The organism is Pseudoalteromonas sp. SCQQ13 (assembly GCF_015864415.1).
Taxonomy (GTDB): domain Bacteria; phylum Pseudomonadota; class Gammaproteobacteria; order Enterobacterales; family Alteromonadaceae; genus Pseudoalteromonas; species Pseudoalteromonas nigrifaciens.
The window spans coordinates 45156-68803 of record NZ_JADYXG010000018.1 but is presented as its reverse complement, the minus strand read 5'-3'; the positions used below and the strand labels follow the sequence as shown (position 1 = coordinate 68803).

Below are 23648 nucleotides of genomic sequence, written 5' to 3'. Positions count from 1 at the left end.
AAAAAGAGCCTTAGTGACAACACTCAGGCTCTTTTATTATTGAAATAACGTAAATTAATGTAAAAAGCACTGCTTTCAACTTAGCTGTGCATTTACTTATATTGGATTATTTTTCGTAACGCATTAAGCGCAAATAAACACTACTGGTTTTAGCGTGCAAACTATTTAATCCACTGTCAAACTGATAAACCCAAGCAGAATTAATCGTATTTACACCTGAGGTATTGGTCCAATAGTTTTGTAGCTTTGTGCCCAAAAACACCGATTCGTTAATACTTGGCTCTGTACATCTGTGTTCAATAATACTTGCTAACTCTTTAATATTTGGTACTTGCCAGTCATTATAACTTGCCGTTGTATCGTTAACTGCGCCTCGCAATGCAGCTTGCCAAGTTAATGATGGTGTAGAGCCTTCGCATGTTGCTGTAGCATTGTTATACACTTGTCCGTAACTACAACGCTGCCACATTAAACCTGTTTTGCTATCTGACACTGTGCCATCGGGATTTATTGTAAATCGCTCTGTTGGTGTTGTTTGCGTAACAGAGTCATAACAAACCCCAGCTATTACGTTAAAGCTTAAACTCATTGCCGCAAATGTAGTTATTAATTTAAATTTCATATACTTCCCCTAACGGCTTCTAACTAAACGAACATAAGCAATATTACCTTTTGGATAAGCAAGGTCATTACCATCGCTCATATCTATAATATAAGCTTGCGATAAACTGGTGCCATCAACCGCTGTTTGAGAGGTCCAATAACGCAAGTGACCCAGTAAACTAACCGCAGGCGTATTAGGGAAAATACTCTTATCTATTAATACATTTTGCCCTTGCTTGCCATAATCTACTAAGCTTAGTAGCTCGGTGTAAGTGGGTACTCGCCAATTTGTGCCACCACAAAAATCTAGCGCATTTACTTCTTGTATATAGCTTTGCAATCCGCAATCAGTATTGCTTGGGCAACTGGAGTTAGCTGCGCCTCTTGCTCCGCCTACTTGAGGAATAGCAGATTCAGTAAGGTACCATGTATAAAGATTTTGCCCATCGCGTAATGTAGTGTTAGGTACCACACCTGACACAGGGCTTTTAACCTCCCACACTAAACCGGTTACGTTGTCGCGAATACAACTAAAATTTTGTGCGTCATCAGCCACTTCATCGGCAAACTCATTTAGTTTGGTGTAATCAAACGCTAAATTACCTTGCCCTACTTTGGCTAAACGATTCGCAAAGCTGTCTCGACCAAGTTCAGCATCTTGATTTGGAAAATCTTTACTAACACAGTTTATACGTTGAGTATTGTTGTAACACTCCCCTACACCTGTATCGTTTATTAACCCAAGCGCTTTAGGTGCAACATCTACAAATACACTATCGTTTGCGGTGCGCCCTTTTGAATCAGTAACCATTACTTCAAAGCTTAAAGTGGCGTTAGTGTCTATGTCTGAGGCATAAAAAGTAGTAATACATTGATTACTATTAGCTAATGTTTCCGCTTTGCCGGTTAGTTGTTGCCAGTCACATTTATAAGTACTGGTTGCGGCAGCGCTGTTACTTGCATCTAAGGTTACTTTATCAAACTCGTTAACTTGCTGATCAGCCCCGGCATTGGCAATAACAACTTGCGCTGTTTTATTTAAAGTCATGTCATATTCAGAGGTTGACTCTCCCCCTTCATCATCGGTAACCGTTAATGACCACTTTAAATTTGTATGGTTTTCAAGCAGTGGATGGCTAAAGCTTAAGGTAGAATTAGTAAAACTATTAATATTGAGGGCTGGTCCTGATATTAATTGCCACAAGTAGCTATTAATTTGACCATTTGTATCTGGATCTGTTGAGTCTGCTGCGCTTAGCGTTACGGTATCGTTATAAACCGATGGCAATACTTGCGGTGCTGTTTGAGTAATTACAGCTTGGGGTAATTGATTGTTTGATGTAATAAAAATACTAATATCGTCATGTACTAAACCACCACCGGTTGTTTGATAGCTTACTCTGAGCACCAGTTCACTGTCTGCCTTTACATCTGGCGCGGTAATAGTTTGCACTGCACCATCGAGCGGAAATCCATCAACAATGGGGCCGCTTACGCGCTGCCAAGTAAACGTACCCTCGGTAGGTGAGCCTTTTGCAGTAATAGTAAAATCGGTTTTTTCAATAATTTGCAAATCGTTACCTGCAAATACTGAAGCTTGAGTGTTATCACCATCATCAGAGCTCCCCCCACCTCCGCATGCAACCAATAGCCCACACGACAATAACGGGATTAACGCAATTGCTCTCATACTAAGCACCTTTTTATATCAAAAAATAATTAATAATTATTTAAAGCAATAAAAGTGCCACTAAGTACTATAAATAACTATCTTGATGAATACGTACAAATAACTTAGTACCTATTTTACTGTAATCAACCTTGTATTCCCGCCCATCAAGGGCTTGAATAAATAACAATCGTTTTTCTTCGCCAAACACATCGGCGCTACCAACATAAACAACTTCTAAGTAACGCTCTTTTGCATCACGGCGGTTTTTTGGCAGCTCTTCTTTAAATGGTTCTAAGCCATTTTGGGTCACTTTAATTCGAGGGTGGATCTCAGAATTAACAATGACTAAATCAAGTTTTTTGTCTTTATGTATTATGGTATTACGACCACTTTTTAAAAAAGCTCTTTCTTGGCTCATTATTATTCCTACTGCCGCGTTTTAATTACTTACTTGCGACGCTATAAATTTAAGGGGGTCGCGCTGCCATGCATTTAAGTTAGCACTAAATTCCCAAATATTTCTATCTAATACACTCGCTGGTAATAATAGCTCATAGCCTGTTAGTAACTGCAAATGCTTAGCCCTGTTGGCAAACATTGCTATTAACCCATTATAGCTAATTCCATTTTTAGATCTATATTGTGTATCCTCTACCAGCCATTCTGATGGGCAATCGCCATTTTTGCAATTCTTTTGAATTAGTTGCATAAATAAATGACGCTGCTCTATCAATAATTTCCCTGCGATTCTTGGGGCTAAACCCGTTAAAAACTCATCCATATCGTTTACCTTAATTCCTACCACGTTAAGCTCTAAGTGCTCAAGCCCTACTGCTATTTTGGGTATTCCGCTTGATTTAAAATTACTATGAGCTAAATGCCAAACACCATATTTGTGCTGATAAGTTAACTGCTCAGTGGTTAACACTAAGCTATAAAATGGCTCTTGGGTTTTAAAAAAACCAATTGTTATTGCTGCAATACACAAACTAACTAAAAAAATTTCTAGAATGCTAATTTCACCAGGGCGTAATAAATTAAACAGCATAATGAATAACAAACCAATCGCACCAACAATTAATACTTCTATGCCATGCTTAGCTCCCTGCGCACGATACTTAATTTGCATAGCGTTAAACTCATCCATATTGATAATAAACACTGTAAAAAATGAACATAATAATGCCCCACAATGCTATTTTTCTGAGCATTAAACATTTTTTGCACGACGTATTTAACTTCATAAAATACCTTTTAAAGCTCAAGCATGAGTTTATTTAATTAATTATTATAACTTTTACGCTTAATTCACAAATTAATGGGACATAATACCGCCTTTTCTCGGTGTTATTTCGTACAATAGTTATAATTTATTTTTTGGTATTAAAGCAATGTACTCAAGACAATCAGGTAGAGCTCTTTTTCCATTTATTATTACGCTACTCGTAATATTTAGCGTTTATTTATATTTACCCGCTAGCCAAGGTGAACAAGCAGATTTTTCACAAATGGCCACGCAAGTGTCTGCTCACACTGTTACCTCGCAAGAAAATGCAGTAATGATTGAAGCTATTGGTAGCGCTCGCGCTAACCAAGCTTTATATATTACCAGCGCACAAAGTGATTACGTGACTAATATTTTCTTTGAAGATGGCGACCTAGTTAGCAAAGGCCAAAAGCTAGTACAACTGCAAAGCCAACAAGAACAAATTGCTGTAAAAGAGCTAAATATTAATTTACGCGAAGAAAAACGCCAACTCGATAGACTTACCGAACTTTCACGTTCTCAGTCAACAGCAAAATCGTTACTTGAAGAGCAATTATCACGAGTTGATGCCACCCAAGCACAATTAGAAAGTGCTAAAACCAAGCTAGCTGAAATGACCATTACCGCGCCATTTTCTGGCATGTTGGGCAAGCGTGAAATATCGATTGGTGCCTATGTAAATAACAGTTCAATTATTACCACCCTCGATGACATAAGTATCATTAAGGTAGACTTTAAAGTACCTGAAAAATATTTAGCGCAATTAGCTACCGGCATGAAAGTGCTCACTCAAAATGATGCTTATCCAGATCAAACCTTTATCGGTAAAGTAACGCATATTAGTTCGCGTATTGACTCGGTAACGCGTAGCGTAGAAGTAACCGCCAGCTTTGCAAATAATTCAGGTTTGCTTCGCCCTGGTATGCTACTTAAAACAGCGTTAGAGCTAAGTAGTAACCAAGCATTAATGGTTCCAGAAAAAGCAATTATTCCGCTACAAGACAAACATTACGTATTTCAAATTTTGGACGGTGTTGCTAATCGTGTTGAAGTGCATATTGCGGGCAGAAATAACGGCTGGGTTGCTGTTGATGAAGGCTTAGCCGATGGTGAGCAAATTATAACTGAAGGGCTAATAAAAATTCGCTCTGGCAGTAAAGTTAGCGTGAAGGGATAACCCGTGAAAATTACCGATATTAGCGTTAAACGCCCTGTTTTTGCGATTGTAATAAACCTACTTTTACTCACCTTTGGGCTCGTTGCTTTTAGCATGCTGCCACTGCGTGAGTACCCTGATATTGAAACACCTATTGTTAATATTAGTACCGAATATACAGGTGCTTCTGCAGAGATTATAGAAACCAAAATAACCCAAGTCATCGAAAACCGTATCTCGGGTATTGAAGGCATTAAAAGTATTAACTCATCGAGCCGTAATGGCCGCTCCAATATTACGATTGAGTTTGATATTAAGCGCGATATAGATGCTGCATCTAACGATGTGCGTGAACGTGTTGCCCGCGCCGCAGATAGCCTACCTGAACAAGTTCGCCCGCCTGAGGTGTCTAAGTCTAACAGCGATGAAAGCCCTATTGTATGGTTTGTGCTAAACAGCGAAACCATGAACTCAATGCAATTATCTGATTACGCACAGCGTTTTATTGTTGATCGCCTAGCCGTAGTTGATGGTGTGTCTAACGTACGCATTGGTGGTGAACGAAAATACGCCATGAAAATTTGGCTAAACCGCCAAGCGATGGCTGCTCGCGGTATTACTGCGAGCGATATAGAACAAACACTACGCACCGAAAACGTAGAGTTACCCGCTGGCGAAATTGAATCGGTTGACCGTGACTTTACCGTACGTACTGCCCGCAGTTATAAAGATCAGCGCGACTTTCAAAACCTAGTAATAAAACGCGGTGATGATGGTTACCTAGTACGCTTAAGTGAAGTGGCTGATGTACAACTAGAAGCCGCCGATGACGAGAGTTTATTTCGGGGTAATGGCCGCAATATGATTGGTTTAGGCATTGTAAAGCAAGCTAAAGCCAACACCTTAACTGTGGTTGATAACGCCCGCGCCGAACTTGAAAAAATAAAACGTAACCTACCCGAAGGAACCACTATAGAGGATAGTTACGACTCATCTATTTTTATAAAAGAATCGATTAATGAGGTATACAGCACTCTTGCTATTTCTATGGGCTTAGTTGTATTAATTATTTTTATATTTTTAGGTAATATTCGTGCCACCTTAATCCCTGCAGTTACTGTGCCGGTGGCGTTAGTGGGTAGTTTTATGTTTTTACTCGCTATGGGTTATTCCATTAACTTACTTACTTTACTTGCACTGGTACTAGCAATCGGCTTAGTGGTTGATGATGCCATTGTTATGTTAGAAAACATTCATCGCCGCATAGAGCTTGGCGAGCCTCCTTTATTGGCCGCTTATAGAGGCGCGCGCGAAGTGGGCTTTGCAATTATTGCCACCACTTTAGTGCTTATTTCGGTATTTGTACCCTTAGTATTTATGGATGGCCGTATTGGTGCTTTATTTACTGAATTTGCTATGGCGGTAAGTGCCGCAGTGTTTTTCTCAAGTATTACAGCACTTACTCTTTCACCTGCGTTATGTTCTAAAGTATTAAAAGCCTCTGAAAAAGAAAGTAAATTTAGCCAGTCGATGAACCGCTTTTTTGCTAAGGTAGAGCTTAGTTATCGTAACTCACTTGCCTCTAACATGACCCGCAAATGGGGCTTAATGATCAGCTTATTATTAGCTGGCTTTGTAAGTTATTCATTATTTACTCAAATACCGTCTGAGCTAACACCTAAAGAAGACCGTGGTACCTTTTTTGTTATGATGAGTGGCCCTGAAGGCGCCAGTTATGAGAACAATGCCGCTAACATGAGTAAAATTGAAGATCGCTTAATGCCTTACTCTGAATCTGGTGAGCTAAGCCGCGTACTCGTGCGCGTACCAGGCTGGGGCGGCAGTGGCGGTGTAGCAATTGTAGGTATGGCCGATTGGGACAAACGCCAACGTTCTACCTGGGAAATAATGGACGAAATAAGCACTAAACTGCAGGAAGTTACCGACGTGCGAGCCTTTGCTATTATGCGCCGAGGCATTGGCGGCGGTGGTTCATCACGCCCAATCGAGTTTGTACTACAAGGTAACGATTACGCACAACTAGCCGATTGGCGCGACCGTATTATAGAGCGCGCTGAGAAAAATCCAGGACTGGTTAGAATCGATCATGATTACAAAGAAACATTCCCACAGTTTTTAGTCAGCATAGATAAAAACAAAGCGGCCGATTTAGGTATTTCAGTATCTGATGTAGGGCGTACACTCGAAACCATGCTAGGTCAGCGTCGTGTTACTACTTTTATAGATCGCGGCGAAGAGTACGACGTTATTTTAAAAGGCACTAAAGAAGACTTTGCCAACCCTACTGATATATCAAACATTTATCTTAAATCACGCAGTGGCGAGCTAGTCCCGCTTGATAGTTTAATTAGCTTAAAAGAAGAAGCTACCGCATCGCGCTTAAACCGCTACAACCGTATGCGTGCAATTACCTTAAGCGCCAACTTAGCCGATGGTTATACACTTGAGCAAGCACTTAACTTTTTAAACAAAGTGGCCATGGAAGAAAACGACATAGATGGCGCGATTGACTACAAAGGCGAGTCGCAGTTGTTTTATGAAGGTGCTTCGGCCATGACCTACGTGTTTATTTTAGCACTTACGGTTACCTTTTTAGTACTAGCGGCACAGTTTGAAAGCTTTATGCACCCATTTGTAATAATGCTTACCGTACCCCTTGGCTTAATGGGTGCTATGTTTGGCTTGTGGGCCACAGGACTTACGCTCAATATTTACAGCCAAATAGGTATTGTGATGCTCATAGGGTTAAGTGCTAAAAACGGCATATTAATTGTTGAGTTTACTAACCAACTACGCGACAAAGGCGTAGAGTTTAGCGAAGCTATTTTACAAGCCGCTACGCAGCGCCTACGCCCTATTATTATGACCTCATTAACCACTGTAATGAGTGCGGTACCTCTGGTTTTAGCCTCGGGCCCGGGTGCAGAAAGCCGTATGGTAATTGGTGTTGTAGTGTTTACCGGTGTTGTTGTATCAACCCTACTGACTCTGTTTGTAGTACCTGCTGCTTACTATGCACTTGCGCGCAATACACAGTCACCTGAGTTTTTGCAGCAAAAACTTGATAAACAAGCCGCTAAAAAGCCATTCGAAGAGATCTAACCTCCTAATAGCGTCGTAACCTTGTTGTTACGACGCTTTAGACTTATGCTCTGCATAATCTAAACTTACAGCTATTTTGGAGTATTTATGAGTTCAACAACGCAAGTCGCTACCTTTGGTGGCGGCTGTTTTTGGTGTATAGACGCCGCATTTAGACGAGTGAACGGCGTATTAAATGTAAGCTCGGGTTACACTGGTGGCAACACAGACACTCCTACCTATAAATCAGTATGCTCAGGCACTAGCGGCCATGCAGAAGTAGTGCAAATTGAATTTGACGACACTATTATTAGTTTTGAAGTATTACTAGCAATGTTTTTCACTTTGCACGATGCCACCCAGCTCAACCGCCAAGGTAACGATATAGGCACACAATACCGCAGTGTTGTGTATTATCACAACCAAACACAGCTAACACTTACTAACGCGGTGATCGCTCAATTACAAAACCAGGTAAGCGAGCCAATAGTGACTGAGGTTAGCCCTGCCACCACGTATTATCCAGCAGAGCATTACCATCAAGATTATTACAACGAAAATCCAAACCAAGGCTATTGCAGTATTTTAATTGCCCCTAAATTGCATAAATTCGAAACCGAATTTAAAGAGTTTTTAGCTGATTAAACCCATTTTGTAACGCACAAAAAAGCTCGCTAATTTAGCGAGCTTTTAAGTTTAAGCTACGTAGCACATATTAAAACTGGTATGCAGCACCAATAAATAAGCGTCGGTCAGCGGTGTTATAGTAATAAAATTCATCATTTATATAATCGCCATCTAAATCAATACCATAGGCATCAACTTCATCGTACTGCTTATCAAACAGGTTTTCGACCCGTAAAGAAAAGCTTAACTGCTCAGTTGCTTGATAGTTACCGACTAGGTTCCATAATGTATATGAAGATAAATCTGTTAATTTACCTTTCCTATCGCCACGATACTGCAAATCGATACCCGCATCAAAATCTCCCCACCCTTTATTTAAAGACCAGTTAAAGGTATTTTTTGATACATAAGCTAACTCTTGGCCCGTTTCTAAATCTTCTGCAGATAAGTAAGTGAAGTTAAATGCATGCTCAAAACCCATTAGTTGTTGCGAAAAGCTAAACTCAATGCCTTCATGGCGCGCTTCGTTTATATTTGTTGGCTGCCAAGGGCCTGCAGGTGTTGGTGCCCACGCTATTTTATTGTCAAAATCATTACGGAAAATAGACACTTCTAAAGCAATATCTTGATAACTTAACAACAAACCTAATTCTTTATTCTCAGACGTTTCTGGTTTTAGGTCTGGGTTACCTGAACCTGGAAAATAAATATCATTAAAGGTAGGCGATTTAAAGCCCGTGCTTTGACTTGCTCTAAACGTAGCAAACTTATTTAAATGATAACCTACCGCTGCTGTATACGTGGTTTTATCACCAAATTGTTGGTCATGATCTTGGCGAACTGCGATATTAGCTAAAACCGTATTATCATCGTAATACGCACCTAAAAAGCCAGCAAAAACCTCACGGCTATCTTTATCATAATTACCTGCGTTGGTTTCTATTTTATCTTTGTACCAGTTCAAGCCACCATTAATATTAAGCTCATCTGAGACAATATATTGCCCAGTATAATCAATTTGATTTCGCTTAGTTTCGTACATACTAACCACACCTTCACTGGTGTTATCTTGGCTATCGCTAGAAAATGCGAATGCTATATGGTGTATTTGATTTTCGTAGCTTTTATTCCACCCTAATGATACTTGGTAGTTTTCAAAATCATTACTTTCATCACTGCTGTCTGCTGCACTGTACTGATTATCATAACGAGCATAACCTTCATTATACTGAGTTTGTACGGTTAGCTTGCCTAAATAGTCATCGTTATAAGCGATATTGAAGCCAATATTTTTGTTCTCATAAGCGTCTTCATCTGGTGCATGGTTTTGCAGTACATCAAAACCATCGGTTTTTTCAATTCCAGCGTTAAATGATGCACTTAAATCATTTATATTTGTTCCACCCGCCATTTGGTAGCTTTGATAAGCATTGCTGCCAAAAGTAGCATCTAAGCGAATATTATCAGCTTTACGAGTAATAATATTAATCACCCCAGCTAAGGCATCTGAGCCATAAACAGCAGCGCGAGAACCTTTAACAACTTCAATACGCTCAATAGTATTAAGGGCAATATTACTAATACCTTTATAGCCAAGAGTAGCCGAGCCAACTCTAACACCATCAATTAAAATAAGGGTATGGCGTGAACTTGAACCGCGTAGCGAAACACCTGAATTTTGGCCAAAGCCACCATTTGAGTTAATTTGAAAACCAGCTTGAGAAGCCAACAAACTAGGTAAGTTTCGCACATTACTTTTTTCAATATCAGCACGGTCAATTACGCTAACACTGGCCAGCACATTACTAATAGGTTGTTCGAATTTATTAGCTGTAACGGTAATTTTTTCGATTGGTTGCACTGTTGCAGATACTGAAAATGAAAGTGCAGCCGAAATTGCCACACCTAGAGCGGTTTTATTTAACATGATGTCCCCTACCTTTGCCCACCGCAAAGATGTTAATAAGTAAGATTACTTCAAGGCCGGTCTCCGGACTCAGTCAACACTATAATAGCTGCTAATACTTTACCGTTGCGGGGGCAGTGTTGGGGTTGTTATCGTCTTGAAAACGCACCAACTTCCCGATTATCTTGCTGTTAATTTCAATACTTTGAAACGTATACAAAGGTATTAAGCAAGCACCTTGAAAATAGGTCGCTATTGTGAGTATTTTGTTTATAAATGTCAATAGACGTCTATATAGCCAAAGTTTGATTTTTAACGATATAAACCCTCAACAATCACTGTAAAAGAGTTAGATTACATATCAAGTTACTAATAGCAAAAAAGCCAAACTTCATTGCTGTAGCTTGGCTTTTTTAACACAAATTTTTTAAAAATTAGCCTCCTAATCTCTATAATATCTGTAATCTGTTTTATTAATCGCGGAAGTTTTTAAACTGAAATGGCTGGCCTAAATCGGCGCTACGTACTACTTGCATAGCTTCTTGAAGATCATCTCGCTTTTTACCTGTTACGCGTACCTCTTCACCTTGAATGGCGGCTTGTACTTTAACTTTTGAATCTTTAATGGCTTTAACTATTTTTTTAGCCATCTCTTTTTCAATACCTTGCTTTAAACCAACGTTACGAAAAACATTTTTACCCGCTCGGCTAATATCTTGCAATTCAAGGCTTGATACATCCATACCACGCTTAGAAATTTTACTCGCTAAAATATCAAATAATTGTATAACCTGAGAGTCAGCTTCGGCTTTAAGCTTAATTACTTTATCATTTAGCTCAATCGATGCATCAACTCCCCTAAAGTCAAAGCGAGTTTCTAGTTCACGGTTTGCATTATCAACTGCGTTTTTAGCTTCGTTCATTTCTACTTCAGATACAATATCAAATGAAGGCATTGATTTCTCCTAACTATTTTATCTTAATTTTATACTTAATTTATTAAAGCGATTATAACGCTAAAACTATAAATCTTTACACTTTTATGCATCTTGTTCAGGTGCGATACTAAATTAGTTTGATATACTACGGTTTCTTTTTTAAGCGATTTTAGGATTTGTTGTGACAAGGCGTGTTTATCAAGCAATTTTTTTAATTAGTATTGTGGTGTTTACCTTTTTATTTGCGAAAGAAATAAAAGGGGTTGGCAACCTGTTTCCTCATGTTGATAAAGTAGCCCACTTTGGGATATTTTTCATCCTTGCCATAATAATGGATAAAGCGTTTAAACTCCCTTTATACGCACAAATACTTTTATTAGCCGGTTACGGTGCTGCAATAGAAATAATGCAAGACGCACTTCCATATAGGCAAGCATCAATCGCAGATTTTATTGCAGATTTTGCCGGCGCAGCAAGCTACTTTATAATCAAAGCAATTTTAACCCCACGTAAAAAGAACTCTCATGGCTAAAATTCTTATTATTGGCGACGGCGCAATAGGCTTATTATTAGCCCACTTTTTAAGTGCGCAGCATAGTGTAAGCGTGTTAACCCGAAAAAGTACGAGTAACACTCGCTTTTACAGTAGTGACAACAGTGCTTCACAAAAAATAAATGCCTCTTTTATTTCATTAAATGAGCTTAATAGTTTACCTAAATTTGATGTGTTTTTATTTACGGTAAAAGCCTTTCAAGTGCAAAGCGCATTTGCACAAGTAAAACAGTTTTTGCCTCAGCATTGCTCTGTTGTGCTTTCGCATAACGGTATGGGTAATGTAGAGCAGTTAAAATGTGAGCTCAATGAACACCAAGCGCTTTATTTTTTAACAACGAGTATGGCTGGGTTTAAATCAAACCAATATATAGTACAGCACACTGGTAATGGGCAAAGTATAATTGGCGGATGTAACAACTTAGGTGTTAAAAATAGCAAAATTATGGCGGATCAATTAACCGCGATCCCCCTTTTAAATGCGTCTATGAATATTGAGCAGCTACGTTTTAATAAGTTATTAGTTAACATAGCAATAAATCCGCTAAGTGCGCTACATAACATTAAAAATGGTCAGTTGCGCGAGCCTCAATATTGCTCAATTATAATTAACCTGCTAACCGAAGCATGTAATATTGCTAAGGCAAAAAACCTTGATGTAACGTTAATCAATGCACTGAGCAGTGCGTATGATGTGATGGCACGTACCGCAGAGAACTTCTCATCTATGCAACAAGATGTTGCTCACAATAGAGCAACTGAAATAATGGCAATTTGTGGGTACATTAGCGAGCAAGGCAAGCTTTATAATATAAAAACCCCTTTTAACGATGAACTTTTAGCTAAAATTGCAGCAAAAAAAAGCGCGGTATAAACCACGCTTTTTAAATAGTTAACTTTTACGGGCGATATACCTTTACCGTAGTAAAGCCTTGTTCGTGTAGAATAAGCGCTTGTAACTGGCTCATTACACCTCTATCGCAATACAAGTAATAGTCTTGATCTTTTGGTAAATCACCAAACTTAGTTGCTAAGCGAAAAAACGGCAAATGCACCACTTCTATAGAATCAATTTCCAGTGGTGCTGCTTCTTCTTCCTCTGGAGAGCGAATATCAATTACCACTGCACCAGCTGGTAAATCGGCAACCGACTCAGCTTCTTTTAGTTCCTGCTTAGCTTCTACATCAATATCGCGCACATCCATTACTCGTGCGTTTTCTATTACGGTATTAAGAATATCAAAGTCGAACTTCTCTTCTTCTGCTTTTATTACTTCTATTTTAGCTTTAACAGTTGGCTTTTTAGAAATAACACCACAGTATTCCGGCATCGTTTCGGCCATTTCGGCCGTACCAATTTGACGTGCAATATTAATAATTTCTTGTTTATCGTGTTGAATTAACGGGCGTAAAATAAGGGTTTCGGTTACGCGGTCAATGACACTTAAATTTGCTAATGTTTGGCTAGAAACCTGACCAATACTTTCACCGGTTACCAAAGCTTGAATATTTAATTTTTCGGCCACTTTACTGCCTGCGCGCATCATCATGCGTTTAAGCACCACACCCATTTGGCTGTTTTCAATATTCTCTAATATTTCTGCTACTACTGGTTCAAAATCAACGGTAATAAATTTAACTTTATGAGTTGAGCTGTATTTATTCCATAAGTAGTAGCTCGCTTGTTTAACACCAATTTCGTGCGCCGCACCGCCTAAATTGAAAAACAAAAAGTGCGTACGAGCGCCTTTGCGGATCATTTGATAACTGGCTACACCCGAATCAAAACCGCCAGACATAAGCGATAGTACATCTTCTTGTGTTGGCAGCGGGAAGCCTGCCATGCCAAGGTGAGTATGCGATACTATGTAAGCTTTCTCGTCTTTTATTTCAAGGCGTATCGTTACTTCTGGGTGGCTTAGCTTTACGCTTGCACCGGCAACATGCTGATTTAGTCCACCGCCCACATAACGCTCTAACTCCGTTGAAGTAAAGTCATGCTTACCAATACGTTTAGCGCGTACACAAAACGTTTTACCTTCAATGGTGTGACCAACTAATTCAATGGTTTTTTTAAAAATATCGTCAAGCGTTTCAAAGCTCGTTTCGGTTACTTCTATAAACTGCACAATACCCGGAATTCGCGCTAGGCTATCAATAAAAGTGGCACGTGTTTGCTCACCTTCAAGTAGGGTAACTACTGAGATATTGTCCCAGTTGTTTCTAACTTGTACTTTTTCGTCAATACGGCGCAGTACAATCTTAATGTTATTTTCTAACACTTTGGTAAAGCGTTTACGAACCGAGCGGCTTTTGATGGCAATTTCAGGATGTAGTTTGACGATAAATTTAAGCATAGTTCACTCTTAGACTGCGGGAATTCGCGCTCCCAGGCATTGGGCGCGCGATTATAGCAAAAAAATTAACGCCTAGGAACTAAGAGCAGCCGGAATACTTGGGGCTGAGTGAGCAAGTTGCGTGTATTTTTCGCGTAACTGGTTCATTTTATCGCTACTTTTATCTGTGCTGTAGGCTCTAAATAAAGTTAATACTTTTAAAATACCATGATAAATATCTTGCTCGGCAAGTGCGCCACTGAGCCTGCGGGCTTTAATATAAGGGGTCCAAAAACTAACTGTTAATTTAAGCGTATGTGCAAGTTCGAGCGCATCTTGCTCATTAATCGCAATCATTTCACTATCACGTAAACCAAGTATTATTTTACGCACCTGCTCTAACAGCTCTAGTTGAAAATCAATATAAGCCTGCTTAAGCTGCGTATCTCGCGCCAAAATATCGCCTAAATTGTCGTAAAAAAAGTGGTAGCGCCACATCAGTTCAAATAGCGAATCTAGATATACCGTTAACTGACTAAATGCATCATCATTTTTGTTTATAGGTTTAAAGTGAGTGCTCAAGTGCTCACTATACAGCGCAAAAATATGGCGAATAATGTCTTCTTTATTTTTAAAATGGTAGTAAAGATTACCCGGGCTCATGTTTAAATGCGAGGCTATATGATTAGTTGATATCGCTCGCTCACCATGCTCATTAAACAATGAAATACTGGTGTGTATTATTTTATCCTTGGTATTCATATACTAACACTCTATTTTATTCAACAAGTTACAATTCGTACAATAAGTTGTCTAGTATAAACAAAAACAGCATAATTAAACACTCTGTGTAATAGCTTAGTCGTGACAATTAAAGCCACTTACTAGGCTGATTTGTATAAAAAACACTGTTACACTAATGCTAAAAATAATACATAGCGATACTTTATGAAAATCACTGCAATTTATCCAGGTACTTTTGATCCGCTAACTAACGGACACACAGATCTAATTCAACGTGCCTCAAAAATGTTTGATACTGTTATCGTTGCTATTGCTCATAACCCCAGTAAACAGCCTTGCTTTAGCCTTGATGAGCGTGTAGCTCTAGCTAATACTCTTTTAACCCATATAGATAATGTAAAAGTGATAGGATTTTCAGGGTTACTTGCTGATTTGGCACGCGATCACAATGCTAATGTATTAATTAGAGGCATAAGAGCGGTTTCTGATTTTGATTATGAATTTCAGCTAGCGAATATGAATCGACGCCTAAACCCAGATTTAGAAAGTGTATTTTTAACTCCGTCAGAGCGAAATTCGTTTATTTCGTCAACCTTAGTAAAAGAAGTGGCACGCCATAATGGTGATGTAAGCGAATTTGTAGACCCTATTGTAATGGCTGCACTTAATAAAAAGCTAGGTTGCAGCTACAGTAAATAAGCTAACGAGCGCATTACTTAAGTGCGCTAGCTCTATGCATATAGCGCGCTTTAACTTGGTTACATACCCATACTAGGCCTAAAAAATCTTTATTTATAATTAATACTAGCACCATCAATAAGTCAACAACGTTTATCCCTATTGCGTACAAAGTCCACAACCACCAAACTTCGGTTTGTTCTAAAACATAAATATCGTAATACATAGCAAAAAACAAACAAGCATTGATACTTAGTCCTACGATTAAATACATAAATGCAATTGGTTTAGGCTTTTTAATCAATACACCCCACACAATAATTACACCAATTGTCAGCACATCGTATGTTGCCCAATCTATAAGTGTCACTGTTTCATAATCGAGGAATGCACTTAAAAAATATGAAGTCATCATAATAAAAGCGAGCTGGATAGTACCTTTGTCTTTTTTATTAATTTTTGATACTAACGTGTACAAAAACGCCATTAAAAAGCCCCATAAAATAAAAGCGCCTATTGATTGGCCTATTGCTTCACTAATGGTCAATTTGATTCTGCTGTAATACACTACGATTAAAAATAAAGCGTTTGAGCTCAATCAAACCCAAAAAGTCTTTATTTATAAAAAGCACTGCAATCATAAGTAAATCGATAACGTTAACGCCAATTGAATAAACACTCCAAAGCCACCACTCGTCAATGTTTTCAAGTATATATAAGTCATAGTACATCACTAACATTAACAAAGAATTGAACGCTAAACCGATTACAATATAATTAATAGCGGGGCAATTTTTTATTGAAGAGGTTTTAAAGTAAACAACTAATAATACTGTAATTGTTAATAAATCATAAAGGGTAAAATTGAGGTATACATTACTTAACATATAAAGTACTTCACTCATCGAATACGAGAAAAGCATAATGCTTGCAATATATAAAAGTGATTTATTTGTGTTATTTATACTCGAAGCTAAGCAATACAAAAAAGCCATTAAAAAGCCCCATTGAATAAATGCACTTATATAATCGGCTAGAATAAAGTCTACATACATATAGTTAAGGGGTATAGTTTATTTTAGGTTTTTTGAATAAAGACAAAATTTTGTTTTTTATCTTGTGTAAGCCAAGGAAGTCTCGATCAACAATTAGAGATATGATCATGAGGAAATCAATAGTTGTAACACCAAATGTATATATGTCCCAAAAAAACCAAGGGTGATCATTTTTGTTGATAAATACATCAATATGCATTATTAACAGTAAAAACATATTAATGAAAAGGCCACATACTAAATACAAGAAAGAAGGGGTTGTTATTTTAATAAACTTATAAGCTAAGAAAAGAGATATTAAAGTAGCAAAATCGTATAAAGCCCAATCTAAATAGGTAATATTGTAAATTGACAACCAAGTAAGAAAATAATCTGATGAAGAATAAGAAACAACCATAATAAGTGAACTGAGTAATAAGGTAGTATTTCGTTTAACGTCTAAGCTATATACAAAGAGATTAAAAAAAAAGGCCATCAAAAACCCCCACATAACCAGGGCTGAGAGCGAAAAAAAACCAAAAAACTCAGTTATAAACATCAAATACCTTTATGAATCACTTAGGTTTAGGATTTCCACCTGGAAGTATAATCCCACCACGCTGAAGGTCTGCACCAGCGGCCGCCATAGCTTCTTGAGAGAAGCTTACTGTATCAGATTGCAGGGTTTTAGGGCTAGCAGTTTGTTCCATTGCTGGCTTTAATTGTTGCGTTTTATTGTATGCTTGCATTTGTAGTTGGCTGTTAGCTGAAACTTGCATGTGATTATTCCTTGTAAGTGTTTTTGTATTGTTGGCGAAATCTTGTATTACACCTTTTAAAGAGGGTAATTAAATTTACCTTATATTTAGCAGCAACGTTTTTATCTAAGCTGTTACTACATTTTACACTTACAACAAAAGCAACCACTGTGCCAACTTTTAATTAACACCTTGAAATAATCATAAAACTTTATATTTATAACTTAAATTAGTGTTTTTTACCCATAAAAAAACGCACGAGGGTAACCCGTACGTTTTTTACATCTAGGGAGTTTAAGCCACGAATTTACACGGGATCTCCGCTTTATTACTTAGCTTTAAAATATATTCCATTGCGACTTCATCGCAGTTTTCTTTACGTAAACAAAGCTCACAATCTTTCATTACTTTTTCTGGCAAGCTTTCTTTGGTACAAAAGCTAAAACGCTGTTTTTCAAAAAAATCTGGGACTCGGGTTAGCACTATTACTCTATTTAACGCCAATTTTTTGGCTTTCGCTAATAAATGTTCAACTAACTGCCGCCCTTGTCCTGACACTGCGCTTTGTGGGTCTATACCCAAAGAACGTATTTCCGCCAAACCTGTATCGTAAATGTACAGTGAGGCACACCCCGATACTTTGCCGTTAATTTCGGTTACAGCAAATTCGTTAATCGAGTGCACCATATCACTTTTAGCCCGTGGTAGGTTTTCGCCTACCGTAGCCCAATGTTGAACTAGCTTAGCAATCGATTCAACATCGTCTAAATTAGCATCACGAACCGTTATTTGCTGTTTTTTTTTCGCAGCTTTAATAGCGCTGGTTACTTGCTCAATTGATGTTCCGCCAAGTGCTTGACGCGCTTTAATGCAGGCGTCAATTTCTAGTACCGGATAAACATCATCTGCAAATACGTCACTTACCGATTTATATTGCTCAAGCGATAAGTCTTCAAGCGTTTTACCTTCACTAATGGCCAATTGTACCAGTACACCCACAATATGGTGCCCTTCTCTAAAAGGTACGCCCTTAGCTACCAAGTAATCTGCAAGCTCAGTTGCATTTGCATGGCCACCTTTTGCCGCTGCAAGTGTACGTTCGCCTTTTACTTTAATACCTTTAATACACGCTTGTGCCATATGAATACAGGCAAGCCACGTTGGCATAGCGTCAAATATGCCTTCTTTGTCTTCTTGCATATCTTTATTATAAGCAAGTGGCAGTGCTTTTAGGGTCATCATCATGGCACTAAATGCACCAAAAACGCGTCCGGTTTTACCGCGAATTAGTTCCAGTGCATCTGGATTCTTTTTTTGTGGCATCAGCGATGAGCCCGATGTCACATTATCCGCAAGCTCTATAAATCCGGCTTCGCCTGAGTTATAAAAAATAAGATCTTCTGACATACGCGATAAGTGAATCATCGAAATAGACGCACAACTTAATAGCTCTACTACAAAATCACGATCAGATACGCCATCAAGGCTATTTTTAGTCGCTCCTGTAAAGCCTAAACCCTGTGCTAATGCTTGACGATCAATTGGATAAGCCGTACCCGCTAATGCACCACTGCCCAGTGGGCAAAAGTTCATCCGCGCTTTAGCATCTTGCAGGCGGCTTTCATCACGCTCTAGCATTTCTACGTAAGCCATACACCAGTGACTAAACAATACCGGTTGTGCACGTTGTAAATGCGTATAACCTGGTAAAATAGTCCCAAGCTCACGCTCTGCTAATGCAACAAACTCACCCTTTAACTGGGCAATGGCTTTTAAAATATGATCAGCAATATCGCGACACCACAATCTAAAATCGGTGGCTACTTGGTCATTACGGCTGCGCCCTGTATGTAATTTTTTAGCTAAATCACCTACTTTTTCGATTAACGCAGCTTCAACATGAGAATGAATATCTTCTGCGCCTGAAGTTGCTACCGCTTGTGGATCTGCTTTTACTTCTTCAAGCAATTGGTACAATGCTGCAACTAACTCTTGGTGCTCGTCACTTGATAACACATTAACTTGCTCAAGTGCACCAGCCCATGCAACAGAGCCTATTATATCTTGCTCTGCTAATTGATAATCGAAAGGAAGAGAGTCGTTAAATTGCTTAAACGCCTCGTCTGGACCCGTAGAAAAACGCCCGCCCCATAATGCCATGAAATCTCTCCAAACCCGATATTGCCCCTTTTAACAAGGGGCGTAAAAATTACTTTTTAGCTAATGCTTTTATTCTGCTTGAAAGCGAGAATAAACGAATAAAGCCCTCTGCGTGTGATTGGTCGTACACATCATCTTCACCAAAGGTAGCAAACGCTTCGCTGTATAAACTGTGTGGCGACTGCTTTTGCACTGCTGTAACTTGGCCTTTATATAGCTTAAGCACAACTTCACCTGTTGCATCTTTAGAAAGTGCTTCAGCACCAGCTAAAATAGAGTCTTTAAGTGGTGTAAACCAACGACCGTCATACACTAAATGTGCAAATTCGCCGCCTAGTACTTCTTTCCACTTACGGCTTGCTTTATCAAGCACCAGTTCGTCAATGGCTTGCAGTGCCGCCATCATTACGGTGCCACCTGGGGTTTCGTAACAACCGCGCGATTTCATACCCACTAATCGGTTTTCTACAATATCAACACGACCAACACCATGAGGCGATGCAATATCGTTTAATTTAACTAAACAATCATAAGGTTTAAGCTGCTCACCATTTACTGCAACAACTTCACCTTCAACTACATTTAGTGTTACTAGTTCAGCTTTATCTGGCGCTTGCTCTGGAGAGTTTGTCCAGGTCCACACTTTTTCACTTGGTTGGCACCATGGATCTTCAAGTTCGCCGCCTTCGTGCGAAATATGCCATGCGTTTGCATCACGGCTATAAATTTTTGTAGCCGATGCCGAGCATGGAATATCGCGCTCAGCTAAGTAATCTAGTAATGACTCACGGCTTGATAAATCCCATTCACGCCATGGCGCAATTACTTGTAAATCAGGCGCAAGCGCTGCAAAACACGATTCAAAACGTACTTGGTCGTTACCTTTACCTGTACAACCATGAGAAAGTGCATCGGCACCCACTTTACGCGCAATTTCTACCTGTGCTTTAGCAATAATTGGGCGCGCCATAGACGTACCTAATAAATAAGTACCTTCGTAAATTGAGCCTGTTTTAAGCGTAGGGTAAATGTAATCACTTACCATTTCGTCTTTTAAGTCAACTACATAACACTCAGAAGCACCCGATGCGATAGCTTTAGCTTCTACGCCTTCAAGCTCCTCTGCACCTTGGCCAACATCGGCCACAAAGGCAATAACTTCACAGCCGTAATTCTCTTTTAACCATGGCACAATGGCCGACGTATCAAGTCCACCTGAATAGGCTAAAACGACTTTTTTAAATGAACTCATAGGTGTTCCTTAACAAAATTTGGATTTAATAATGTAACTAGCAGAGCGTTTTGCGCATGCATACGATTCTCGGCTTGTTGTATAATTTTTGACGCTGGACCGTCCATTACCTCAGAGGTAATTTCGAACTCACGGTGTGCCGGTTGGCAATGTAACACTGTTGTTGCACCGGTTTGCTCTAATAATGCTTTATTTAATTGATAAGGCATGTATTTTTCTTTTACTAACTCAAGTGGTGTGGTGTCGCCCATTGATACCCAAGTGTCGGCGTATACTGCGTTTGCACCAACAGCAGCTTCTACTCTGTCGCTCACCATTACTGACGCACCATTCATTGCTGCTATTTGTTCCGCTTTTTTCAGAACTTGTGAATCTGGAGAACATCCTTTAGGCGTAACGGCAACAAAGTCTGTACCTAATGTTGCAGCAAGCAACATTAATGAATGCGTTACGTTGTTGCCCTCACCTAAATAAGCTAACTTTAATTGACTCACATCGCCATGCACTTCTTGTAGTGTTAAAAAATCAGCAAGTGCTTGGCAAGGATGATATAAATCACACAAGCTATTAACTACTGGCACCGATGAATACTGCGCTAATGTGGTTAATGTACTGTGCTGATTTACGCGCGCTACAATACCATCTGCCCAGGTAGAAATATTAAGAGCAAAATCTTTTACTGACTCACGTGCACCCATCGCGCCATTTTGTTGATCTAAATACACGGCATGGCCGCCTAAGCGATTTATACCAATATCAAACGATAAACGTGTACGTAAGCTTTGTTTTTCAAATAAAGTAACCACTGACTTACCAGCCAATACTTGGCTGTATTTTTTAGGGTTTGCTTTAATATCTTGCGCTAGCTTTAATAAGTTAAGTGCGCCTTGTTGGTCTAATTCTAAACCCGTTAAAAAATTCTCAAACATAATAAACCTATGGTGTAATTTTAGTTCCGACATGCTTGCCTTGCAGCAAAGCTGTTAAGTTTTCTGGCTTTTGCCAGCTGGAAATATACACACCGCGTCGTAAGTGTTGGGCAGCGTGAAGACTGGTCTTAACTTTGACCTCCATCCCGCCCACAATTACTCCTTCATTTATTAAAGTATCAATGTGTTTTGTATCTAGTTGATGTAAAGGCTGCTTATTTGCATCAAGCACTGCTTCAACATCGGTCATAAATATTAGTTCTGCGTTTAAGTTGTTGGCAATTGCAGCGGCGGCTTCGTCAGCATTAACGTTGTACCAAAGCCCTTGCAAGTCAAAACCAATTGAGCTGACAATTGGCATACGGCCAATTTTTAGTAAATCGTTAATAATCGAATCATCGTTACTGGTACATTTACCCACTAAACATAATGCTTTTAGTTTTTGCGTGGCAGTAACACCAGCTTCATACAAACTTAAACCAACTGGTTTATGGCCAGCATTAATTGCCGCACTCATTAATTGTTTATTAGCACAACCTGCAAGCGCACCCACTATGTACGGCATTTGCTCTTTAGGGCTAATACGTAAACCTTGATGCTTTGCACTGGCAAAACCAGCGTCTTTAAGCCAAGTATCTACAAGCGCGCCTCCGCCATGCACAATGACAAACTGCGCGTTGTGCTGCTCATTAAGTACTGAAAATAATGCTTTAGCCGCGTTTTCTGTATTAAGTACAGCGCCGCCAAGTTTAATTACCCAGGTTTTTTTACTCATTTAAAACGATCCTTTTAAGCCTGTGGTATGCGCCAATCCCATTGATAAATTAATACACTGCAAAGCTTGTCCTGCAGCGCCTTTTAATAAATTATCAATGGCAGCTATAACAATTAACTGTGTGCCTTGTTGCTGCCAGCCAATATCTACATATGGCTGTTTAGCTACGCCTTTAATTGAGGGGATTTTATCGCCCAGTAAACGAATTAACGGCTCATCGGCAAGTACTTGGTACGCTTGTGTTACTTGCTCAATGGTGACATTAGGCTTTAATTGCACATAAATAGTTTCTAAAATACCACGCGGGAAATTACCTAAATGGGGTGTAAATAAAACATTGTGACCAAGGTGTTGCTCTATTTCAGGGCCATGACGATGATTAAATAAACCATAGGGGGCAAGCGACACTTCGCAAAAATGGGTACCAATACTAGCTTTACGCCCTGCGCCGGTTACACCCGATACCGCATTAATTATAATTGTTTGCTCTGTTAATAAATCGGCCTGCTGCAAAGGCTTAAGTGCATTAAGCGCAGCCGTAGGATAACAACCCGCTACGGCTACTAATTGCGCCGCGGCAATAGCATCGCTATTCCACTCAGCCAAACCATAAGCAGCTTGATTTAATAACTCTGGATGTTGGTGCTCAAAGCCATAATAAGTAACGTAGTCGTCATTGCTCGCAAGGCGATACCCGCCAGATAAATCAAATACCTTTTTACCCATGGCTAAAAAACGCGGCGCTAAATCTACGCTTACTTTATGATCGGTACATAAGCACACGTAATCGGCACTGTTTTCTATATCGCTAAAAGCAGATTCACTAAGAGGCAGTAAAGGCTGATCGAGTAGCCCTAAGTGTTCGGGGTATAAATCACTCAGCAGTTTATTTTTATCTAAGCTACCTTGAGATACATAACAGCCAGTTAAAATTAGTTTAGGGTGCTTAGCAACTAAACTTGCTAGTTCTGCGCCGCTATAACCGCTTGCGCCAATAATCACTACATTCATTGTTTACTCGTTATTTAAAATTAGTTACTACTTATCCATGTTGTTCGCTTAAACTAGCTCTGGGGCTAATTAAGACTTTAATTAATTAATGAATGTTGATTATCGTCGTATTATTTTCATGTCGCTACTTTTAAAATATTTATGCTT

22 protein-coding genes and 1 riboswitch are annotated in these 23648 nt (G+C 39.2%); of the genes, 6 read left to right on the top strand and 16 right to left on the bottom strand.

From position 1 onward, the window contains the following. Positions 1–106: 106 nt before the first annotated feature. The 4 genes from I6F41_RS14210 to I6F41_RS14195 form a co-directional block, all read right to left on the bottom strand. Positions 107–622 (bottom strand): Lcl C-terminal domain-containing protein, encoded by a 516-nt coding sequence (locus tag I6F41_RS14210; RefSeq protein WP_011328925.1) that lies wholly within the window; start codon positions 620–622, stop codon positions 107–109. A gap of 9 nt (positions 623–631) precedes the next feature. Next, the gene (locus I6F41_RS14205; RefSeq protein ID WP_197108659.1) at positions 632–2293 is read right to left on the bottom strand and encodes an Lcl C-terminal domain-containing protein; all 1662 of its coding nucleotides are present in this window, start codon (positions 2291–2293) and stop codon (positions 632–634) included. A 67-nt stretch (positions 2294–2360) separates the two neighbouring features. Further along, complete coding sequence (locus I6F41_RS14200; RefSeq protein WP_011328927.1) at positions 2361–2693, bottom strand: hypothetical protein; 333 nt, start codon at positions 2691–2693, stop codon at positions 2361–2363. Between the two features lie 21 nt (positions 2694–2714). Continuing rightward, the gene (locus I6F41_RS14195) at positions 2715–3422 is read right to left on the bottom strand and encodes a DUF2982 domain-containing protein (RefSeq protein WP_179808032.1); all 708 of its coding nucleotides are present in this window, start codon (positions 3420–3422) and stop codon (positions 2715–2717) included. Positions 3423–3666: 244 nt separating this feature from the next. Here I6F41_RS14195 and I6F41_RS14190 point away from each other — a divergent pair, with 244 nt between their 5' ends. The 3 genes from I6F41_RS14190 to msrA all read left to right on the top strand — a co-directional run bounded on the left by I6F41_RS14190 (position 3667) and on the right by msrA (position 8445). After that, positions 3667–4719: an efflux RND transporter periplasmic adaptor subunit gene (locus tag I6F41_RS14190; protein WP_197108657.1), complete on the top strand. Its 1053-nt coding sequence runs from the start codon at positions 3667–3669 to the stop codon at positions 4717–4719. Between the two features lie 3 nt (positions 4720–4722). Further along, the gene (locus I6F41_RS14185) at positions 4723–7821 is read left to right on the top strand and encodes an efflux RND transporter permease subunit (protein ID WP_182684343.1); all 3099 of its coding nucleotides are present in this window, start codon (positions 4723–4725) and stop codon (positions 7819–7821) included. 87 nt (positions 7822–7908) lie between these two features. Then, the gene (gene msrA / locus I6F41_RS14180) at positions 7909–8445 is read left to right on the top strand and encodes a peptide-methionine (S)-S-oxide reductase MsrA (RefSeq protein WP_089368653.1); all 537 of its coding nucleotides are present in this window, start codon (positions 7909–7911) and stop codon (positions 8443–8445) included. A 70-nt stretch (positions 8446–8515) separates the two neighbouring features. Here the strand turns inward: msrA and I6F41_RS14175 are convergent, their stop codons facing one another. Together I6F41_RS14175 and I6F41_RS14170 are read right to left on the bottom strand one after the other, a co-directional pair. Further along, a complete protein-coding gene (locus I6F41_RS14175) occupies positions 8516–10354 on the bottom strand; it encodes a TonB-dependent receptor domain-containing protein (protein WP_182684344.1) in 1839 nt (612 codons plus the stop codon). 37 nt (positions 10355–10391) lie between these two features. Beyond that, positions 10392–10556, bottom strand: a riboswitch (cobalamin riboswitch). 250 nt (positions 10557–10806) lie between these two features. After that, complete coding sequence (locus tag I6F41_RS14170) at positions 10807–11289, bottom strand: YajQ family cyclic di-GMP-binding protein (protein ID WP_011328934.1); 483 nt, start codon at positions 11287–11289, stop codon at positions 10807–10809. Between the two features lie 163 nt (positions 11290–11452). Here I6F41_RS14170 and I6F41_RS14165 point away from each other — a divergent pair, with 163 nt between their 5' ends. Beyond that, positions 11453–11803, top strand: a complete 351-nt coding sequence (locus tag I6F41_RS14165; RefSeq protein ID WP_011328935.1) for a VanZ family protein — start codon at positions 11453–11455, stop codon at positions 11801–11803. Beyond that, a complete protein-coding gene (locus tag I6F41_RS14160) occupies positions 11796–12698 on the top strand; it encodes a ketopantoate reductase family protein (RefSeq protein WP_086993957.1) in 903 nt (300 codons plus the stop codon). Before I6F41_RS14165 ends, I6F41_RS14160 begins: the two co-directional genes overlap by 8 nt. A 25-nt stretch (positions 12699–12723) precedes the next feature. Here I6F41_RS14160 and thiI read toward each other — a convergent pair whose 3' ends face one another. Both thiI and I6F41_RS14150 read right to left on the bottom strand, forming a co-directional pair. Continuing rightward, complete coding sequence (gene thiI / locus I6F41_RS14155) at positions 12724–14181, bottom strand: tRNA uracil 4-sulfurtransferase ThiI (RefSeq protein WP_182684345.1); 1458 nt, start codon at positions 14179–14181, stop codon at positions 12724–12726. Positions 14182–14253: 72 nt separating this feature from the next. Beyond that, positions 14254–14922 (bottom strand): TetR/AcrR family transcriptional regulator, encoded by a 669-nt coding sequence (locus tag I6F41_RS14150; protein WP_058373949.1) that lies wholly within the window; start codon positions 14920–14922, stop codon positions 14254–14256. 186 nt (positions 14923–15108) lie between these two features. Here I6F41_RS14150 and coaD point away from each other — a divergent pair, with 186 nt between their 5' ends. After that, on the top strand, positions 15109–15603 hold the full coding sequence (coaD, locus tag I6F41_RS14145; protein ID WP_011328939.1) for a pantetheine-phosphate adenylyltransferase: 495 nt from the start codon (positions 15109–15111) through the stop codon (positions 15601–15603). A 13-nt stretch (positions 15604–15616) separates the two neighbouring features. On the opposite strand, the gene I6F41_RS14140 is transcribed toward coaD, so the two are convergent. The 8 genes from I6F41_RS14140 to argC all read right to left on the bottom strand — a co-directional run bounded on the left by I6F41_RS14140 (position 15617) and on the right by argC (position 23501). Further along, entirely contained in the window at positions 15617–16129 is a 513-nt protein-coding gene (locus tag I6F41_RS14140) for a hypothetical protein (protein ID WP_231613567.1), read from the bottom strand. Further along, positions 16119–16577, bottom strand: coding sequence for a hypothetical protein (locus I6F41_RS14135; protein ID WP_089368979.1), 459 nt, complete (start codon positions 16575–16577; stop codon positions 16119–16121). Before I6F41_RS14135 ends, I6F41_RS14140 begins: the two co-directional genes overlap by 11 nt. Before the next feature lie 614 nt (positions 16578–17191). After that, positions 17192–17395, bottom strand: a complete 204-nt coding sequence (locus I6F41_RS14130) for a hypothetical protein (RefSeq protein ID WP_182684346.1) — start codon at positions 17393–17395, stop codon at positions 17192–17194. 273 nt (positions 17396–17668) lie between these two features. Further along, the gene (gene argH, locus I6F41_RS14125) at positions 17669–19534 is read right to left on the bottom strand and encodes an argininosuccinate lyase (RefSeq protein WP_182684347.1); all 1866 of its coding nucleotides are present in this window, start codon (positions 19532–19534) and stop codon (positions 17669–17671) included. Positions 19535–19583: 49 nt separating this feature from the next. Further along, positions 19584–20786, bottom strand: a complete 1203-nt coding sequence (locus I6F41_RS14120; RefSeq protein WP_011328945.1) for an argininosuccinate synthase — start codon at positions 20784–20786, stop codon at positions 19584–19586. Beyond that, positions 20783–21715: an ornithine carbamoyltransferase gene (locus tag I6F41_RS14115; RefSeq protein WP_011328946.1), complete on the bottom strand. Its 933-nt coding sequence runs from the start codon at positions 21713–21715 to the stop codon at positions 20783–20785. The genes I6F41_RS14120 and I6F41_RS14115 overlap by 4 nt, the downstream gene beginning before the upstream one ends. Positions 21716–21722: 7 nt before the next feature. Then, positions 21723–22490 (bottom strand): acetylglutamate kinase, encoded by a 768-nt coding sequence (gene argB, locus I6F41_RS14110; protein WP_011328947.1) that lies wholly within the window; start codon positions 22488–22490, stop codon positions 21723–21725. Continuing rightward, positions 22491–23501: an N-acetyl-gamma-glutamyl-phosphate reductase gene (argC, locus tag I6F41_RS14105; RefSeq protein ID WP_011328948.1), complete on the bottom strand. Its 1011-nt coding sequence runs from the start codon at positions 23499–23501 to the stop codon at positions 22491–22493. Positions 23502–23648 lie beyond the last annotated feature (147 nt).

Bases quoted from the DNA above. Each gene is read 5' to 3' on its own strand.
- I6F41_RS14210 (WP_011328925.1), bottom strand. From the start codon at position 622: ATGAAATTTAAATTAATAACTACATTTGCGGCAATGAGTTTAAGCTTT.
- I6F41_RS14205 (WP_197108659.1), bottom strand. From the start codon at position 2,293: ATGAGAGCAATTGCGTTAATCCCGTTATTGTCGTGTGGGCTATTGGTT.
- I6F41_RS14200 (WP_011328927.1), bottom strand. From the start codon at position 2,693: ATGAGCCAAGAAAGAGCTTTTTTAAAAAGTGGTCGTAATACCATAATA.
- I6F41_RS14195 (WP_179808032.1), bottom strand. From the start codon at position 3,422: ATGGATGAGTTTAACGCTATGCAAATTAAGTATCGTGCGCAGGGAGCT.
- I6F41_RS14190 (WP_197108657.1), top strand. From the start codon at position 3,667: ATGTACTCAAGACAATCAGGTAGAGCTCTTTTTCCATTTATTATTACG.
- msrA (WP_089368653.1), top strand. From the start codon at position 7,909: ATGAGTTCAACAACGCAAGTCGCTACCTTTGGTGGCGGCTGTTTTTGG.
- I6F41_RS14175 (WP_182684344.1), bottom strand. From the start codon at position 10,354: ATGTTAAATAAAACCGCTCTAGGTGTGGCAATTTCGGCTGCACTTTCA.
- I6F41_RS14170 (WP_011328934.1), bottom strand. From the start codon at position 11,289: ATGCCTTCATTTGATATTGTATCTGAAGTAGAAATGAACGAAGCTAAA.
- I6F41_RS14160 (WP_086993957.1), top strand. From the start codon at position 11,796: ATGGCTAAAATTCTTATTATTGGCGACGGCGCAATAGGCTTATTATTA.
- thiI (WP_182684345.1), bottom strand. From the start codon at position 14,181: ATGCTTAAATTTATCGTCAAACTACATCCTGAAATTGCCATCAAAAGC.
- I6F41_RS14150 (WP_058373949.1), bottom strand. From the start codon at position 14,922: ATGAATACCAAGGATAAAATAATACACACCAGTATTTCATTGTTTAAT.
- coaD (WP_011328939.1), top strand. From the start codon at position 15,109: ATGAAAATCACTGCAATTTATCCAGGTACTTTTGATCCGCTAACTAAC.
- I6F41_RS14135 (WP_089368979.1), bottom strand. From the start codon at position 16,577: ATGGCTTTTTTGTATTGCTTAGCTTCGAGTATAAATAACACAAATAAA.
- I6F41_RS14130 (WP_182684346.1), bottom strand. From the start codon at position 17,395: ATGCAAGTTTCAGCTAACAGCCAACTACAAATGCAAGCATACAATAAA.
- argH (WP_182684347.1), bottom strand. From the start codon at position 19,534: ATGGCATTATGGGGCGGGCGTTTTTCTACGGGTCCAGACGAGGCGTTT.
- I6F41_RS14120 (WP_011328945.1), bottom strand. From the start codon at position 20,786: ATGAGTTCATTTAAAAAAGTCGTTTTAGCCTATTCAGGTGGACTTGAT.
- I6F41_RS14115 (WP_011328946.1), bottom strand. From the start codon at position 21,715: ATGTTTGAGAATTTTTTAACGGGTTTAGAATTAGACCAACAAGGCGCA.
- argB (WP_011328947.1), bottom strand. From the start codon at position 22,490: ATGAGTAAAAAAACCTGGGTAATTAAACTTGGCGGCGCTGTACTTAAT.
- argC (WP_011328948.1), bottom strand. From the start codon at position 23,501: ATGAATGTAGTGATTATTGGCGCAAGCGGTTATAGCGGCGCAGAACTA.